Source organism: Flavobacterium cyanobacteriorum, from assembly GCF_002251835.1.
In the GTDB taxonomy this organism is placed as follows: domain Bacteria; phylum Bacteroidota; class Bacteroidia; order Flavobacteriales; family Flavobacteriaceae; genus Flavobacterium; species Flavobacterium cyanobacteriorum.
In genome coordinates, this window is the sequence record NZ_NOXV01000274.1 from 1 (window position 1) to 16,632 (window position 16,632).

The 16,632-nt window shown below is 41.8% G+C and carries 21 protein-coding genes and 1 pseudogene; 9 read left to right on the forward strand and 13 right to left on the reverse strand.

All coding sequences use genetic code 11. The annotated features are described in order from the left end of the window. The first annotated feature begins 94 nt into the window (after positions 1–94). Positions 95–514, forward strand: a complete 420-nt coding sequence (locus CHU92_RS10020; RefSeq protein WP_094415162.1) for a nucleoside-diphosphate kinase — start codon at positions 95–97, stop codon at positions 512–514. A gap of 155 nt (positions 515–669) precedes the next feature. Here CHU92_RS10020 and CHU92_RS10025 read toward each other — a convergent pair whose 3' ends face one another. Further along, entirely contained in the window at positions 670–966 is a 297-nt protein-coding gene (locus tag CHU92_RS10025) for a DUF721 domain-containing protein (RefSeq protein WP_094415164.1), read from the reverse strand. Beyond that, the gene (locus tag CHU92_RS10030; protein ID WP_094415165.1) at positions 966–1,382 is read right to left on the reverse strand and encodes a lipocalin family protein; all 417 of its coding nucleotides are present in this window, start codon (positions 1,380–1,382) and stop codon (positions 966–968) included. Before CHU92_RS10030 ends, CHU92_RS10025 begins: the two co-directional genes overlap by 1 nt. Positions 1,383–1,495: 113 nt before the next feature. Between CHU92_RS10030 and CHU92_RS10035 the strand changes: the two are divergent. Further along, positions 1,496–2,572 (forward strand): annotated as a pseudogene (locus CHU92_RS10035) (serine hydrolase domain-containing protein). A gap of 229 nt (positions 2,573–2,801) precedes the next feature. Here the strand turns inward: CHU92_RS10035 and CHU92_RS10040 are convergent. From CHU92_RS10040 to CHU92_RS10085, 10 genes are all read right to left on the reverse strand, one after another. Then, entirely contained in the window at positions 2,802–4,058 is a 1,257-nt protein-coding gene (locus CHU92_RS10040) for a hypothetical protein (RefSeq protein ID WP_129583052.1), read from the reverse strand. Between the two features lie 87 nt (positions 4,059–4,145). Continuing rightward, positions 4,146–5,099 carry a signal recognition particle-docking protein FtsY gene (gene ftsY, locus CHU92_RS10045; RefSeq protein ID WP_094415169.1) on the reverse strand — a complete coding sequence of 318 codons (954 nt, stop codon included), beginning with the start codon at positions 5,097–5,099 and terminating at the stop codon, positions 4,146–4,148. 99 nt (positions 5,100–5,198) lie between these two features. Next, the gene (locus tag CHU92_RS10050) at positions 5,199–5,351 is read right to left on the reverse strand and encodes a DUF4295 domain-containing protein (protein ID WP_094415171.1); all 153 of its coding nucleotides are present in this window, start codon (positions 5,349–5,351) and stop codon (positions 5,199–5,201) included. A gap of 12 nt (positions 5,352–5,363) precedes the next feature. Beyond that, positions 5,364–5,546, reverse strand: coding sequence for a 50S ribosomal protein L33 (gene rpmG, locus CHU92_RS10055; protein WP_026981158.1), 183 nt, complete (start codon positions 5,544–5,546; stop codon positions 5,364–5,366). Between the two features lie 28 nt (positions 5,547–5,574). Continuing rightward, entirely contained in the window at positions 5,575–5,811 is a 237-nt protein-coding gene (gene rpmB, locus CHU92_RS10060) for a 50S ribosomal protein L28 (RefSeq protein WP_054409746.1), read from the reverse strand. 79 nt (positions 5,812–5,890) lie between these two features. After that, entirely contained in the window at positions 5,891–7,138 is a 1,248-nt protein-coding gene (locus CHU92_RS10065) for a CinA family nicotinamide mononucleotide deamidase-related protein (RefSeq protein ID WP_094415173.1), read from the reverse strand. 6 nt (positions 7,139–7,144) lie between these two features. Beyond that, positions 7,145–7,489, reverse strand: coding sequence for an Hpt domain-containing protein (locus CHU92_RS10070; RefSeq protein WP_094415175.1), 345 nt, complete (start codon positions 7,487–7,489; stop codon positions 7,145–7,147). After that, the gene (locus CHU92_RS10075) at positions 7,489–8,100 is read right to left on the reverse strand and encodes a fumarylacetoacetate hydrolase family protein (protein ID WP_094415177.1); all 612 of its coding nucleotides are present in this window, start codon (positions 8,098–8,100) and stop codon (positions 7,489–7,491) included. Before CHU92_RS10075 ends, CHU92_RS10070 begins: the two co-directional genes overlap by 1 nt. Positions 8,101–8,115: 15 nt before the next feature. Beyond that, positions 8,116–8,892 (reverse strand): 3'-5' exonuclease, encoded by a 777-nt coding sequence (locus CHU92_RS10080; RefSeq protein ID WP_094415179.1) that lies wholly within the window; start codon positions 8,890–8,892, stop codon positions 8,116–8,118. Positions 8,893–9,137: 245 nt separating this feature from the next. Continuing rightward, the gene (locus tag CHU92_RS10085) at positions 9,138–10,094 is read right to left on the reverse strand and encodes a DUF4476 domain-containing protein (RefSeq protein ID WP_094415181.1); all 957 of its coding nucleotides are present in this window, start codon (positions 10,092–10,094) and stop codon (positions 9,138–9,140) included. Positions 10,095–10,399: 305 nt separating this feature from the next. On the opposite strand from CHU92_RS10085, the gene CHU92_RS10090 reads away from it, so the two are divergent. The 5 genes from CHU92_RS10090 to CHU92_RS10110 all read left to right on the forward strand — a co-directional run bounded on the left by CHU92_RS10090 (position 10,400) and on the right by CHU92_RS10110 (position 14,742). After that, a complete protein-coding gene (locus tag CHU92_RS10090; protein WP_094415183.1) occupies positions 10,400–11,089 on the forward strand; it encodes a hypothetical protein in 690 nt (229 codons plus the stop codon). Positions 11,090–11,455: 366 nt separating this feature from the next. Continuing rightward, a complete protein-coding gene (locus tag CHU92_RS10095; RefSeq protein WP_094415185.1) occupies positions 11,456–12,031 on the forward strand; it encodes a Crp/Fnr family transcriptional regulator in 576 nt (191 codons plus the stop codon). 59 nt (positions 12,032–12,090) lie between these two features. Then, a complete protein-coding gene (locus CHU92_RS10100) occupies positions 12,091–12,555 on the forward strand; it encodes an acyl-CoA thioesterase (protein ID WP_094415188.1) in 465 nt (154 codons plus the stop codon). Positions 12,556–12,606: 51 nt separating this feature from the next. After that, positions 12,607–13,236, forward strand: a complete 630-nt coding sequence (locus CHU92_RS10105) for a GldM family protein (RefSeq protein ID WP_094415190.1) — start codon at positions 12,607–12,609, stop codon at positions 13,234–13,236. Between the two features lie 81 nt (positions 13,237–13,317). Beyond that, positions 13,318–14,742: an L-serine ammonia-lyase gene (locus tag CHU92_RS10110; protein ID WP_094415192.1), complete on the forward strand. Its 1,425-nt coding sequence runs from the start codon at positions 13,318–13,320 to the stop codon at positions 14,740–14,742. A gap of 57 nt (positions 14,743–14,799) precedes the next feature. On the opposite strand, the gene CHU92_RS10115 is transcribed toward CHU92_RS10110, so the two are convergent. After that, complete coding sequence (locus CHU92_RS10115; protein WP_243389585.1) at positions 14,800–15,297, reverse strand: nuclear transport factor 2 family protein; 498 nt, start codon at positions 15,295–15,297, stop codon at positions 14,800–14,802. Between the two features lie 93 nt (positions 15,298–15,390). Between CHU92_RS10115 and panB the strand changes: the two genes are divergently transcribed. Both panB and CHU92_RS10125 read left to right on the forward strand, forming a co-directional pair. Then, complete coding sequence (gene panB / locus CHU92_RS10120) at positions 15,391–16,209, forward strand: 3-methyl-2-oxobutanoate hydroxymethyltransferase (RefSeq protein WP_094415194.1); 819 nt, start codon at positions 15,391–15,393, stop codon at positions 16,207–16,209. Positions 16,210–16,255: 46 nt separating this feature from the next. Next, complete coding sequence (locus CHU92_RS10125) at positions 16,256–16,627, forward strand: four helix bundle protein (RefSeq protein ID WP_094415196.1); 372 nt, start codon at positions 16,256–16,258, stop codon at positions 16,625–16,627. The last annotated feature ends 5 nt before the right edge of the window (positions 16,628–16,632 follow it).

Here is a 16,632-nt window from a genome sequence, read left to right on the forward strand (position 1 = left end):
GCTTCTTTCATTCAAAACAGACAACTTTTTTATATCGAACTCACGTTGTATTAAATTAAAATCCACTACTTTTGCGCCAAATTTAAAAACGACTATGGCAACAAACAGGACATTTACAATGATTAAGCCGGATGCTGTTGAAAAAGGGCACATCGGCGGAATTTTATCAATGATAACAGAAGCAGGTTTCAGGATCGTGGCTTTAAAACTTACGCAACTTACCAAAGCTGACGCTGAAGCTTTTTATGCTGTGCACAGTGCCAGGCCTTTCTTCGGGGAGCTTGTTGAGTTCATGACACGTGGCCCTATTGTGGCTGCCATCCTTGAAAAAGAGAACGCTGTTGAGGAATTCCGTACGCTAATTGGCGCTACTAACCCTGCTGATGCTGCCGAAGGTACTATCCGTAAAAAATATGCTACTTCTGTTGGTGAGAACGCGGTACACGGTTCTGACAGTGATGAGAACGCTGCTATTGAAAGCGCTTTCCACTTTGCCGGAAGAGAGCAGTTCTAATCACAGGACTTTATGATACAAAAATGCCGCTGTTTATGCGGCATTTTTTGTTTTTTTCATTCTGACAAAGCCTGCGTAGTGAGCAACTTAGTATATTCCGGATCGCTTTGATATAATCCCTGCAATGGCTCATGGAAACCTTAAACTTTAAACTATCAACGTAAAACAACTTCCTTCACAACTTCCCGCTTCAGCTCTTCATTGATCATTTTCACTATTTTTTCTTTGCCATAGCTAAGTTCTTCCCGCAATACTGCCGATGTAAGCTCCACATAAAGCGTTGTTCCCTTTAGCATTATCTCACGGGTATAATTGTTTACGCCGTTGCCCATAAGATGCTTCCATGCCTCACGTACATCAATTTTGTCCATGCCCGGCTGGAGCTTATTAGCCTCAATAAACTCGCGAAGCACATCGGCTATGGAATTATGGTCGTTCAGCCGTTTTGCCATTATTTTTTAACTGAAAAAGGTACAGGTTTTTTATAGTGGTACTCCATCCCGTAGGTGTTCTTAAGCACCAGTTCTTCGTCGTTCAGCTCTACTATTTCTTCTTTCCACTTAGCATAATCAGTTGTGTAGTTCAGGTAGGTTTTACCTTCCGCGGTACTTATACTAATCTTTTCATAGTTATCACCTGTCAGGTAGGTCCCGTCCATCTGCGGCATTACCTTTTTACGGAAACCTTGCCTGCCTTTAAGCTCAAAATAATCAATAGTAGGATTCACTTTGTATTCTTTCTCACTGCCATCAGGCATCACGGCGGTTTCTATCTCCCAGTAGCCGTTAATTTTTTTTATGTCGCCCTCGCTTACCCCCGTGCATGAAAGTATAAGCAATGGAAGTAATAGTAGGTATAGTTTCTTCATATACTGATAGGTTGTATTGCAAAGTTAAGCTAAAACACCTTTTACAGATAAAAGATTTTTTCTGATATTAAACTATTTGGTAATAATATGGTCATACCTGTAAAGTATCTAACATGAAAAAGCTTACAGTTTTACTATTTCCCTTACTCATTTTAGCCTGTTCGTCTGACAGCAGCGATACACAGGCTGGTAATTCCGGTGAAGAAGCAATGTATTTCCCTGAGAACAATAGCGCCACATGGGAAAACAAATCCATAACATCACTAAACTGGAACCAGGGCCAGGTACAGCCCCTGCTGGATTATCTGGAGCAAAAAAATACCAAATCGTTCATGATACTCGTAAATGGCCGTATTGTTATAGAGGAGTATTTTAACGGACACACCGCTTCTTCGCCCTGGTATTGGGCGAGTGCGGGCAAAACCCTCACCGCTACTGTGACCGGTATTGCAGAACAGGAAGGTTTGCTGAACATTAATAACAAAGTTTCAGACTACCTGGGCAACGGCTGGACGAGCGCGCCTTTAGCAAAAGAAAACCTGATTACCTGCCGGCACCTGCTCAGCATGACCTCAGGGCTCAATGATGCCCTGGGTGATGGTGTATCGCCAGCCAACCTGCAATATGTGGCTGATGCCGGCTCACGCTGGGCCTACCATAATGTGTATGTGAAACTGTAGGATGTGGTAGCGCAGGCCAGCGGGCAGAGCTGGAGCAGCTATTTCAACACAAAACTGCGCAACAGGATAGGCATGACAGGCGCATGGCTGGAGAGCGGTGAGGACCTAAGCGTATACTGGAGTACTACCCGCAGTATGGCACGGTTTGGGCTACTGGCACTCAACAGGGGAAAATGGAAGGAGGAACAGATTGTAAATGAAAACTATTTTAGCCAATGCACAAGCACATCGCAGGGCATTAATAAGGCCTATGGCTACCTGTGGTGGCTGAATGGCAGGGAGAGTTACAGGTTACCCCAGACACAACTCCAGTTTAACGGCAGCCTTGTACCTTCAGGGCCCTCAGATATGTACATGGCATTAGGGAAGAATGACCAGAAAATATATGTTGTGCCTTCACGCAAAATGGTAGTGATACGCATGGGCGAGGCAGCTGACGGGACTAGTTTTGCCCTTTCTGATTTTGATTATGTGCTGTGGGAGAAAATAAATGCGGTAATACAGAACTAGTTTTGATTGCTGTTAACTGCACTTCCTGAATAAAACCTGGCAATTCCTACCAGCCCCGATGGAAGCGGCATCCTCCCCACCGCCTGCTTTCGCGGTGGGGAGATATAGCGCACAGCGGGTCCAAGCCTGTGCAAAAATGCGCCAGCCTTTGCTGCTCATAAAAAGAAGGATTGCCTTTATAAGGTGTGTACAAATGAAAAGGCCGGCCGGTAAGCCGGCCTAAGTGGTATTAATTAAAGGTGTATCTGAACGAAAGCATAAGCCTGCTTATAAGCCCGTTGAGCGCGACTTGGGATTGTGACATAGCGCCTATTTCTTTATCGGTTTCCAGATTTGCCATAACTGCATATTTATCCTTGAATTCATATCCAGTGCCAAACCTCCATGTATTGCTATACCGCACGCCAAGGGTGAAATTTTGGTCGATAATGGTGTATGCGGGGCTGGTATTAGGAACTATTTCTGTTTTAATATAGATGTCGCCGCTTGTCCTGCATAACCCAAAAGCAGCATCGGCAAAAATTTTATTGTTTTTGCTAAAGTATAAGTTGTATCGCGCCCCAAAATACAGATTAAAAGCCCGGGCATCCATGTCATAATTAGAACGGGTAGTATTAAAGTTCTGGTATCTGAACCCCACGACTTCTGCCTTTATTTTTTGATACTCAAAGATTGCAAAATACTCCCATCTTTTTGATGGAGACCGTAGCGCAACTTCAAAACCTGCGGCTATTGAAGAGCCTGCATTATCTTCTTGTCCCTTTACGAGGGCGTCTTCTACAGAAAAATCTACTGTAGCGGCACCCGCATATATACGGTACTTTAGCTGATATTCGTTACTGCCTTTGTTAGTGTAAGCAACAGTTGTTGATCCTGAGCAGTCATTGTAGGCTTTTACTGTATTGAGCAAATCACTTTTGGTATATCGGATGGTCGTAAATTCTTTTACCGGCCTGTTACCGCAATTCAGATTCTCGTATAACTGCTGCCGGTAAAGATTATTTTCTTCCACTTTTGAATTGGCTGCACTGCTGATATATTTTTTGTATATGAGTTGTTTTATTTCGTCTTGGCTGTTAAGCGAGTAGAAAAAAGCGGTTGAAGTACCTACTTTGGCAGAATATAGGGAGGCAGCCCCTTCGGCTATGATATTAAGAAACAGTTCCGCCTTGCTATAGACAGGATTTTTGTTGTTGGCCATTCTTTTAAGATCATTCATTTCGGAGAGGTCGACATTTACTGTACGTCTGATGTACTTATACATGTTTTCAATGCCATACTCGCGTAAATTTTCCTTGTCAAGTTGCCTGAACTGTTCATTAGGAAGGGTTTTGAAATACAAATTATCCGGATTATTAAAATCACTTTGTTTAAAGTAGCCCTCCACTTTCTCGCCTGTTGTGGTAATGTAATATCCCTGCTTTTCCTGCCCCAAAAGCATTGGAGCTGACAGTAGGGCTACGAAGAGAATTGTAATTTTGTGCATAGTTTTTATGGTTAATTGGTTGGTATTATTGCTGGTGTAAACTGTTTTGTGGTTTATCTGTAATATAATTTTAAACTGTAAGCGGGCTTATTTAAAAAACGAATCAACAAATTCATATTTATTAAACACCTGAAGGTCCTCAATTCCTTCACCTACGCCAATGTATTTGACCGGTACCCGGAACTGGTCTGATATACCTATTACAACCCCGCCTTTTGCAGTTCCGTCAAGTTTTGTAACAGCCAGGCAGGTAACTTCGGTTGCCGCAGTGAATTGTTTGGCCTGTTCGAATGCATTTTGCCCTGTGGAGCCGTCAAGTACCAGCAGTACATCATGCGGGGTGTCGCCCACAACTTTTTGCATCACACGCTTCACTTTGGTAAGCTCGTTCATCAGGTTTACTTTATTGTGGAGCCTGCCGGCAGTATCAATAATTACAACATCCGCATTTTGGCTTACAGCGCTCTGCAGGGTATCAAAGGCTACCGATGCCGGGTCACTGCCCATTTGTTGCCGTACTATAGGCACGCCTACCTTGTCTGCCCAAACCTGGAGCTGGTCTATAGCCGCCGCGCGGAAGGTATCGGCAGCACCCAGCACCACTTTATGCCCAGCTTGTTTAAACTGGTGTGCCAACTTGCCAATAGTGGTTGTTTTACCGACACCATTAACACCGACAACCATAATCACATAAGGTTTTTTATCTGCGGGAACTTCAAAATCGGTAGCTTCACCACTGTTGGTTTCCGATAGCAGGCCGGCTATTTCCTCGCGGAGTATGAGGTTTAGTTCATCCGTACCCATATATTTATCGCGGGAAACGCGTTCTTCAATACGCTCAATGATTCTGAGGGTTGTATTTACCCCTACGTCCGATGATACAAGTATCTCTTCAAGGTTATCAAGCACCTCATCGTCAACTTTTGATTTTCCCGCAATGGCTTTGGATAGTTTTGAAAAAAAAGAGGTTTTGGTTTTCTCTAACCCCTTGTCAAGGTTTTCTTTCTTTTCAGAAGAAAATATTTTTTTAAAGAAATTCATAATGAAATAGTGTCTCTGTGTGTATTTTGAGTAAATATAAAAAATAAAAAAGCTACTTTCATCAACTGAAAGTAGCTTTTTTATATATCGTAAAGGATATTATTTCTTCTTAAGAAATGCATCCACTTCTTCAGGAGACATTACGGCCTCAACAAAAGTGTAAGCGCCTGTTTTAGGCGACTTCACCATTTTGATAGCCTTTGTTAACCTCTTTGAAGCTGTTTGTAACGTTGCAACGGTTTTCTTTGCCATGACTCGTAAATATTATTTTATTTCTTTATGAACAGTCACTCGCTTCAAAATAGGATTAAATTTTTTAATCTCTAATCTGTCAGGAGTATTTTTTTTGTTTTTGGTAGTGATATACCTTGATGTTCCCGGCACACCTGAAGCTTTATGCTCGGTGCACTCTAAAATTACCTGGATTCTGTTACCTTTCTTTGCCATCTTGCTGTATATTTATGTAGGAACCGGATTATTTAATAAAACCGTTAGCCTTAGCTTCTTTAAGGACTGCGGCAATTCCGTTTTTGTTAATCGTTTTGATAGTTGAAGCGGCTACCCTTAGAGTGATCCACCTGTCTTCTTCAGGAAGATAAAAACGCTTCTTCACTAAGTTAACACTAAATTTTCTTTTAGTCTTGTTCATTGCGTGGGAAACGTTATTTCCAACCATCGCTTTTTTACCGGTAAGGGCACAAACTCTTGACATTATTTATCGCTTTTATATCGTTATTCAAAATCAGGGTGCAAAGAAATGAAAAATAAATGTATTACACAAATACAATGAGTTAGTTTTTCAAAATTTCTTTATAAATCATTTCCAGCGCTTTTGAGGCTGCCCTTTCAATAACTTTTTCCCGTGGCTGGCCCAGGTCATAAACTTCGCTATATACACCCCCGGGTGTGGCAAAGCCAATAAAAACCCGACCTACTTCAGCATCAGAATCGCCTTTTGCCGGGCCTGCATTACCTGTAGTCGCCACGGCAAAATCAGCACCAAAAAGCGCTTTGGCACGAGTTGCCATTTCTTCAGCAACCGCCGCGCTTACTACCGAATGTTTCTCTATGACTTCTTCCGGCACGCCCAGGACACCTGTTTTTGATTTGGTGGCATAGGTAACAATACCTCCCCTGAAATAAGCCGATGCCCCCGGAACCGAAGTTACGAGCTGTGCTATCCTTCCGCCCGTACAGCTTTCTGCAGCTGCTATTGTAAGGCCTTTCAGTGTAAGGGCCTTACCTACCGCAACTTCAATGGTTTCATCTTCATCATAGCCTACTATAATATCGCCTATCAGTACTTTCAGTTTTTCGGTCTGGGTGTTTATAGCTTCCCTGAGCAACGCTTCTTCAGTACCTCTTGCCGTCATCCTGAGCCTTACCCTGCCGGGGCTGGGCAGGTAGGCCAGCTTTATAAATGCCGGAAGGTTGTTTTCCCAGCCCTCTATGCGTTCGGCAATGTGGCTTTCACCCTGACCATAGGTCAATATAGTTTTATGGATGATATACGGCCTTTCAAACTGTACCTTGAGGCGGGGTATTACCTCATTTTCCATTAAATATTTCATCTCATAAGGGACTCCCGGCAGCGAGATAAAAACAGTGTTGCCTTTGTGCAGCCACATGCCCGGAGCAGTACCTACGGCGTTGTGCAGTACCGTGCTTTTTGAAGGAACCAGGGCCTGGTCTTTGTTTATCTGGCTGGCAGTTCGCTTCATGGCACGTTCTATAAGCGCAATTACATGGGCTTCAACCTGAAGGTCCCGCACCAGGTGATCATCAAAGTATTCACACAATGTTTTCTTGGTGATGTCATCTTTGGTAGGGCCCAGGCCACCGGTTATAATAACCACATCTACCCTGTTTTGCAGGTGTGCCAGCGTATTAAGTATATGCAGGCGGTCATCGCTCACAGAAAGCATTTCATGAACGCCTATCCCGATTTTATCGAGCGCTTTGGCTATATATCCGGAATTGGTATCGGTAATCTGGCCGATAAGTATCTCATCCCCTACAGTAATAATAGCAGCTTTCATATTTTTTTAAAGGTTATAATCTTTAATAAGTTCACGGACTGTTTGGTCTACCTGTAGCTTAAGGCTTTTTATGACTTCTTTTATTTCTTTTTTTTTACCCTCTGCCCTTGTCCAGGCCTCGATGGTAAGTACGTCTTCATAAGCCAGGTCCATGCCGAGAAGGTCGAGTGTAGGCTTTATTTTATGGGCGGCATGATAAACCTTTTGATGATTCTTTTTCCTAAGGCCATCCTTCATATTTTTAATTTCAAATGGGACTTCCTCAATAAAAAGTGTTACAACCTGCCTTGCAAACTGAGCATCATTGTCTGAAATTGCGTTTACTTTTAATAGATTGTATGTAAGTGCCATTACTTGACCTGTACCCTGAATAGTTTTTTACCTTCTATAAAACCTTCCAGAACATCACCGGGATTTACTTTTGCAACGCCTTCGGGAGTCCCTGTAAACAGTACGTCACCCGTCCTGAGTGTAAAATACCTCGAAGCATAGGAGACCAGTTGATCAATATTCCAGAGCATTGCGGCTGTAGTGGCTTTTTGCGCAACTATGCCGTTATTGCTGAGTTCAAAATTTATATTGTTGAGGTCTGCGAATTCCGCTTTAGGAATAAATTCGCCTATAACGGCAGAGCCATCAAAGGCTTTTGCTTTTTCCCACGGGAGGCCTTTCTCCTTTAGTTTAGCCTGCAGGTCACGGGCAGTAAAATCAATACCCAGCCCTACTTCATCATAATATTTATGTGCAAATTTAGGATCGATATATTTGCCTACTTTATTAATCTTTACCAGTACCTCTACTTCATGGTGTACATCATTGCTAAATTCAGGTATTACAAAAGGAAATTGCTTCTGCAGCACGGCGGTATCAGGTTTGAGGAAAATAACAGGCTCCTGTGGCCTTTCGTTCTTTAGTTCTTCCACATGGCTGGCATAATTGCGCCCAATACATATAATTTTCATTTTACAGCCTGGTTATTATGCTAATTTATTATTTAGTTTACGAAGTTTTATTGCCGTGAGGACTTTTTTAGTATATAATGGAAAGTCGGCGCTCTGGAACCAGCCATAGTAGCCCGGTTCTTTTTCAAGCACTTCAGAAACCTTAACATTTTTAAATTTTCCAAAAGTAAATATTTCTTCGTCATCCTTGTCGCGGCATATATAGCCGGCAAAATCAACATTATTTTTCCTGGAGGTGAATTCTGCGAGTGCTTTTACATCATTTTCAAGATCCTCATACCTATCCAGCTGCGATTTTAGTATTTCGTAAGTAGCATTGGTATCAGCTGCGGCACTATGGGCATTTTCCAGTATCTTGCCGCAATAGAACTTATAGGCCGCGCTTAATGTCCGCTCTTCTTTTTTATGGAAAATTGTCTGCACATCAACCGACACACGGTTCTTCATATCAAAATCAACACCTGCCCGTAATAACTCCTCAGCCAGTAGCGGAATATCAAACCGGTCAGAATTATAACCTGCCAGGTCAGAGTCTTTTATCATGTGATATACCTGGTGCGACAAATCCTTGAATGTTGGCTCTCCGGCTACTTTTTCATCGGTAATACCATGAAAAGCAGTGGTAGTGGCAGGTATGGGCCTCTCCGGGTTTACGAGCCAGGTACGGCTTTCTTTATTACCGTTGGGGTATACCTTGAGTATCGATATTTCCACAATACGGTCTTTACAAATATCGGTACCTGTAGTTTCAAGGTCAAAAAAACAGATAGGGCGGTGTAGTTTAAGTTCCATAAGCTATTTTATGAAAAACAAAGATAGTATGTACAGGATTATAATCTGAAGATTATTTATAAAAGTAAAGAATAAAATTGATGAGTGATTAATACATTTCTTTAACTGGCTTTATTTTGCCGCGGGAAATACAGCCCTTTATAATATAAACTTTTTGCAGAGTAATTAAAAAATCAAAAAGCCGGTTTAAAGCTTTTTGCAATGAGCATTTGCTTTAAACCGGCTTATTTTAAAAAAGATAGTAACTATCTGCGGTTCCTCAGGAATTCATTTAATTCCGCTTTTGAGCCATCAAAAACAAAAGCGCTTACTACTTTATAATAATTGTTCCTGTCAATGCAGTGGTCATAGGCTGTTTTGGCAAAGTCAACCTTATTATCTTCAAAGTTAAACAACTTGATTATTTCGATTATCTGTGCCGTATTAAGGCAATTAGATGCTACAACCTGTTCTGCAACAGATTTTTTAGTGTCTTCAAAAGCTGTCTCAGCTATAGTTTGTTTAGCATCTGCAAAATCACGGGGATTCATTGGTTGCCTGCAACCATTGCTGAACCCGCCATCATTTGGCCTCGGCCTGGGCGTGTTTACAAAGCCGCCCGAAGACGAAGAAGTAGTTGTAGTTGTAGTAGTGGTTGTAGTAGTGGTAACTTCATCATCGGGTACATTAATATTCATGCCAACTCCCAAACCGCCTACATTCATGTTCATGCCAAAACTGTCGCCACCTGTTGTTGTAGTTTGCTGCACAGTAACCGTTTCATAAACCTGCCCGTTACTGCCAATCAAAGGATTATGCGGCGTACCAAACCTGTACACAGCACAGTTTGAAGGCCGCGGCATATTTTGTTGTACAGGTATATTAGAATAAAAACGCAGCGAATACTTTCCTTTTTTATCTTTTTTAATCCTGTATGTAACATCCTGGACATTACCGTCAGGATCCGTAAGCATCAGCGCGTTTTTAGAGATCACAGGGATTGACTTGTCTTCAAAAACAATTTTACAATCATAATATGGGTTGGGCAATTCTTCAATCCTTACATTGGTTTCAGCTACATCATTATATCTTTCACCATTAAGGATCAGGAAAAATTTTGCTCCGTCATCGGAAAATATAGTAAGGTTAGACATGGGTTGCCACTGCGCTTTCGCAGACATGGAGGCCAGGCACACAGCCATAAAAAGTAAAAATTTTCGCATAAATTTTTGTATTAAAGGTTGAAATAGTACAGTTAAATATTAAGTGTTAAATTAAGTTAAAAACTTTACAATAATACATAATTCTGTTGATTTTAAAAATATTTCCAAACTCTGTGCCAAAATTCTCACAAAGCTATTTCCTTAAAATAACATTAAAATATTCAAAAGTGGTAATGTTAATATTTGGTAATTAAAATGCAATATGGCTGTTGCTGTGTTAAAATACTCTTAACTAATGTGCTACACGCCAAATTATAAATATTGCAGGATTTAACTTTACAATCGTAACAATAATATCATTTACCATGAGAAATTCAAAATTCATTGCCGGTACGTTAGTCTTAACCGCTTTAGTAGCATCATGCAAAAATGAGGCGGAGCAAACGGCTGAAAAAAATGTAGACCGCTATGTAGTTTACGTAGATTCTGTAAACAAAATTGATTCGGCCGGGAGGCTGGCCAACTGGGAAGCCATAGAGGCAGGTTATGAAGCACGGCTTGCAGAGGCAGATGCCGCACTAGCCCAGCTGAAAGATAAGGCAGAAGCCCAAAAGCGTGTTGATGAAAGCAGGCAAAAATACGAAGGTGTAAAGATACAGGCTGAAAACGATGCTAAAGTGAAAGCCGCCGCTGATATGCCGGCAACAGGCACGGGCAACAGCATGGCCGATACGTTGTTTGGAACAGGTAAAGTAACCGGCGATGATATGAGTTTCGGCTGGGTAAATAAAGACAATATACTTGGTGTTTATGAAACTTTTTACGAAAATTTTAAAAAAAATAAAGATTCTTATTCCAGGCAGGAGCTTGACAGGGTGAAAGCCTGGTATGAAGCGCTTGATGCCCGTAAGAACACGGTAGAAAAAGAAGGGCTTTCAGCTGAGGATAATAATAAAATTGCAGCTATAAAAGTTAAATTCTCACCCCTGTTCCGCTGGGAACGCTTAACGGCAAAGGGTAAAGAAAATGAGGCTGCCAAGAAAGCAGCTGAATAATCGGGATAAAAAATATAGGATTCGTAATTTATTGAGCCACCCACAAGGGTGGCTCAATTTTATAATAACTAATCAATAGCGTCCTAAACAATAAAAAAAAGAATGGTTAGTTTTTAACTCAAAGTTTACCTTTGAGGTGACAAAAAAAACAAAAACCATTCTTATGACAAATATAGCTTTGTTTTCTCAGATTATATCAAAATTAGACCGTTCAAAATTCAACAAAATAGTTTCANGCCATACCTTTAAAAAAAGAAGAAAATGATAATACAAATATGGATAGTAATACAGGTAAAGGCGGAGTAAAAAGATTTTATAAGGGCAAAAAAAGCAAGTGGAAATTAATTAAGAGCCAAAAAATAATTCATGAAAAAGATTAGCTTCTTCGACATCATTTCTCCTTATGTAAAGCTGGGCCCTGAAAGCCGCAGCACCCTGCTCTCGCACATGCGCAGGGAGGAACTACCCAAAGGCCATGTGCTGGTGCCTGCAGGTGGCATCTGCTGCAGCGTGTATTATATAGAGAAAGGGCTCACACGCAGGTTTTATATTAAAGACGGCAAAGAAGTTATTGAAGATTTTAAAACTGAAAAGTCCTTTGCCTGCTCCATGAACGGCTACATCACTAAAAAAGCGGACGGGCGGCAGATAGAGTTACTGGAGGGCTCCATAATCTGGTCGCTCCCGTATGCCAAACTGGAACAACTGTATGACCGTTACCATGATATTGAGCGCTTGGGAAGGCACCTGATAACCCAGGAACTGGTAGATATGCACCGCCGCCTGCAGGACCTGCAGTTTGTAACTGCACCCGAACGTTACCAGAATTTTGTGGATACCTACCCTACCCTTATGCAGCGCGTGCCGCTGGGCATGATATCTTCCTACCTGGGTGTTACGCAGGAAACGCTGAGCCGTATTCGTGCCAAAGTAACTTTTTGATATTTATCAAAGGAATCCGTTTACCATAGTTCCAATTTTGAATTTCAAAATTATAATCTATGGAACTCAAAACCTGTTACAAAGTACGCTTTACCGACTGCGACCCTTTTAAACACCTCAACAATTCGGCTTACATTGATTACATGCTTAATGCCCGAGAAGACCATCTGGCGCAATTTCATGATATAAAAATGACTGACCTTTATGCCAAAGGCCTTGGCTGGATGGTGAGCCACCATGAAATAGTATACCTTAAGCCCGCAATATATGATGAAACGGTATGTATACAGTCAGCCCTTATTAAAGCACAGGATGATGCCTTACAGGTAGAAATGATAATGTTTAATGAAGGGCAAACACAAATAAAAGCCATACTGCATACTAAATTTACACACGTAAACCTTGCTACAGGCAAACGCGACAACCACCCCGACTGGTTCATGCAGCTGGCGCTGGGTTTTGAAGATAAAGCCTTGCAAAGCTATGCTTCCGTTAAAGAACGGTTGGCCGTGTTGCTGAAATAAATATACCTTTGGCTGTGTTTTTGTATGTTTTTAACGTAACTACCGTAGCCAATGAAATTTTTTATCCTGCTTCTGCTCCTTAATTTATCAGCATTTGCACAGGCAGATACTAACATCTCTGTGGTCTCTGCTGAAAAAATGAACATTGTTTATCGTGGCATTCCTAATCCTATAAAAGTGGTGTATCCCGGTGCAGACTCGTTAATGGTAACCGCACCCGGACTACGTAAAGCAGAAGGTACAAATAATTACATCCTTACACCCGGAGCAGGCAATCAGGTAACGGTTACTATTGTTGCTATTATGCCTGATGGCACAAGAAAGGCAGAGAAAAAAGTTTTTAGAGTAAAGGGGTTGCCTGCTCCGGTTCCGATAGTATATGGTAAGGAAGGATATGTCGAGCTTACTAAACAAGAATTGATAAATGCTGTTGTCGATATTGATATGCAAGGCTTTATGTTCGATTTAAAATTTGAAGTTTATGGCTTTTCTCTTATTCTCCCTAACAAAAAGCAAGTAGATATTGAAGGTAATAAAATGAATGATGATGCCATACAAGCAATTAAGAAACTACAGCCTAAGCAAAAAGTTATAATTACAAAAATAGTTTATATTAAAAATCCCGACCCTGCAATAGATTACAAACGTTTGGCACCTATTACAGTTAAAATTAAGAATTAACAAATCCCGCTCCTAAAACGTTATAGTTTTAGCAATTTGCATAACTTTGCAGGCTGGAAATAACCTCTTTCGACAATTGCTATGACCGAATGTATCTCTGTTTTTGATATGCTTAAAATTGGCGTAGGGCCGTCAAGTTCGCACACTTTGGGTCCGTGGCGCGGTGCTGAACGTTTCCTGAACGAGCTGCGTGCGGGGGGCATATTCGAAAAAGTTACCCGTGTAAAAGTCGACCTTTACGGTTCGCTCTCGCTTACCGGCAAAGGGCATGCTACTGACCTTGCCGTGATGCTTGGGCTTAGCGGCGCCGACCCTGAGTATGTTCCCATAGAAGATATTGCCACTATTATTGATGATATTAACCTGAACAGGCATATTTTCCTGGGCGGGTTGCGCTACATTCCTTTCAGCATTGCTACCGATATTGTTTTCAACAAAAATTTCCTGCCGTTCCATGCCAATGGCTTTACCTTTACCGCTTACACGCCTGATGCCGATTATACTTCAACCTTCTACTCTATAGGAGGGGGTTTTGTAGTAAAAGAAGAACCTGCTGCAGCCGGTAATAAGGAAGAGCTTAAAAGTGCATTCCCCTTCCCTATTGATAAGGCAGATGAGCTTTTAGCCTACACCATTTCTGAAAACAGTAAGATATCGGAAATAGTTTACGAAAATGAAAAATCGCTGCGCAGCGAAGAGCAGATACACCATGAGCTGATGCGGGTATGGAATACCATGCTGGAGTGTATGTACACAGGCTGCCACACAGAGGGTGTTCTCCCCGGTGGGCTCAATGTGCGCCGGCGTGCTTTTGATATGCACAAAGGCCTTATTGGTGAGGCTCATTATAATTCTCCGCAGGAATGGCTGCAAACCATAAGGCATACAGAAGTAAAGTTTCGCCAGATATTAAAATGGGTGAGCTGTTTTGCCCTGGCCGTTAATGAGGTTAATGCTGCCCTGGGCCGTGTTGTTACTGCACCCACTAATGGCAGCGCAGGTGTCATACCTGCAGTACTGATGTATTATATGGTTATTGAAAACCACAATGCTGACGAGAAGCATATAAAACAGTTCCTGATGGTTGCCGGTGTTATTGGCAGTATTTTTAAGAAAGGTGCTACCATATCGGCAGCTATGGGCGGTTGCCAGGCCGAAATAGGTGTGTCATCGGCAATGGCGGCGGCGGCACTTTGCGAAGTTATGGGCGGCACTCCCGAACAATGCCTTATGGCTGCAGAGATTGCCATGGAACACCACCTGGGCATGACGTGTGACCCTATTGGCGGGCTGGTGCAGGTACCCTGTATTGAGCGTAATACCATGGGTGCCATAAAAGCCATTAATGCTGCGGAACTTGCCCTTGAGACCGATCCTAAAAATGCCAAAGTACCTCTTGATAAAGTGGTAAACACCATGTGGCAGACCGCGCAGGACATGAACAACAAGTATAAAGAAACATCTGAAGGCGGGCTGGCTGTGGCGGTAAACTTAGCTGACTGCTAAGCTTCTATCAGAATGGGAAACGCTTTAATAAAGCCCTAAATTTTTAACGTATTTACGCTACTTTTTCTCCCCTTTTTGAGGGCGCGGGTCAGTTCTCCTTGTATCGATGACATAAACTATCTTCCACAGTTCTTTGTCTTTAAACATCTGGAAAGAATTAACTCCGGCATGGCTGAATTTTCCATTAATATAAAATTCATAGGGTGTCCACACATGCGCCATCGGCCCGTCAATCTGTATGTTATAGCCCAGCAGCCGCTCCTCCACTTTCACATCTTTAGGTATGGATGCTATTGATTTGTAGAACTCAGATGTTGGCTGATCAACAAATTTTATACCCTTTGGCGTATCGGAAACCGAATGCAGCACCATTGATTTACTGCACACGGATTGCATCTTTAAGGTATCGGCTGTATGCAGGCCTTCAAAAAATACACCTATTGATTTTTTAATATCAGCTTCCTGTGCGGCTACTGCCTGTACACATAAGGCAATAGCTATTATAAGTAGTTTTTTCATCACGGATGTACTATGTTCAGTTAATTGGTCTGTCATTAATTTTTTTGTTACAGCCCTTTCCTAATAAAATCTGAACCGGCATATAAATTTTACTGCATTTTAGTACTTTTACCTTTAAAAACTCAACCTATGTCTGTTGCCAAAAAAGATTATAAAAGAATTACAACAAGGTCGCTGATTGAAATGAAAGCCAATGGCGAAAAGATCAGCATGTTAACAGCCTATGATTATACTATGGCCAAAATTGTGGACACCGCAGGTGTTGACGTAATCCTGGTTGGTGATTCTGCCTCCAATGTTATGGCTGGCCATGAAACCACACTGCCCATAACCCTTGACCAGATGATATACCACGCCTCCGGAGTGGTGCGTGCCATAAACCGTGCGCTGGTTGTGGTTGACCTTCCTTTCGGCAGCTACCAGAGTGACCCAAAAGAAGCCCTTCGCTCATCAATCAGAATAATGAAAGAGAGTGGCGGGCACGCAGTAAAACTTGAAGGCGGCAGCGAAATTAAAGACTCTATAAAAAAAATCCTGAATGCGGGCATTCCGGTTATGGGCCATTTAGGGCTCACCCCGCAATCAATATATAAATTCGGCACCTACACGGTGCGGGCCAAGGAGGAGGCCGAAGCGGAAAAACTGATGGAAGATGCCAGGCTTTTAGAGCGTATAGGGTGTTTTGCCATTGTTTTAGAAAAGATTCCCGCAGCACTGGCACAAAAGGTAGCTGAAAGTATAAGTATTCCGGTTATAGGTATCGGTGCGGGCGGCGGTGTTGACGGACAGGTGCTCGTGATACATGATATGCTTGGTATGAACAACGAATTCAGCCCAAGGTTCCTGCGGAGATACATGAACCTGTATGAGGGCATGACAACAGCCATAGGCCAGTATGTGAGCGATGTAAAATCAAAAGACTTTCCTAACGATAAAGAGCAATATTAATCCCGATTATCAGATTATCAGATTATCAGATTATATATGAATTATTATGCATAAATTTAAAGAATTGGAAATATGGAAGCAGAGCAAGTTATTTTGCTCTGATATATATAACCTTACTTCCTCATTTCCTGATCATGAAAAATTTGGACTAACAAATCAGTTGCGCAGGGCTTCTGTTTCGATCCCGTCAAATATTGCTGAAGGTACATCAAGAAGTTCAAATAAAGAATTTTGCCGGTTTCTTGAAATTGCTCTTGGTTCTTGTTATGAAGTAGAGACGCAGCTTCTTATTTCTTATGATTTAGGCTTTATAAAACCTGAATCTCTGGAAGAATTAAATTTAAAAATAAATGCAGTTATTAAAATGATTACTCGTTTTAAATCTACACTTATACAACCTGATAAGTCTGAATTCTGAAAGTC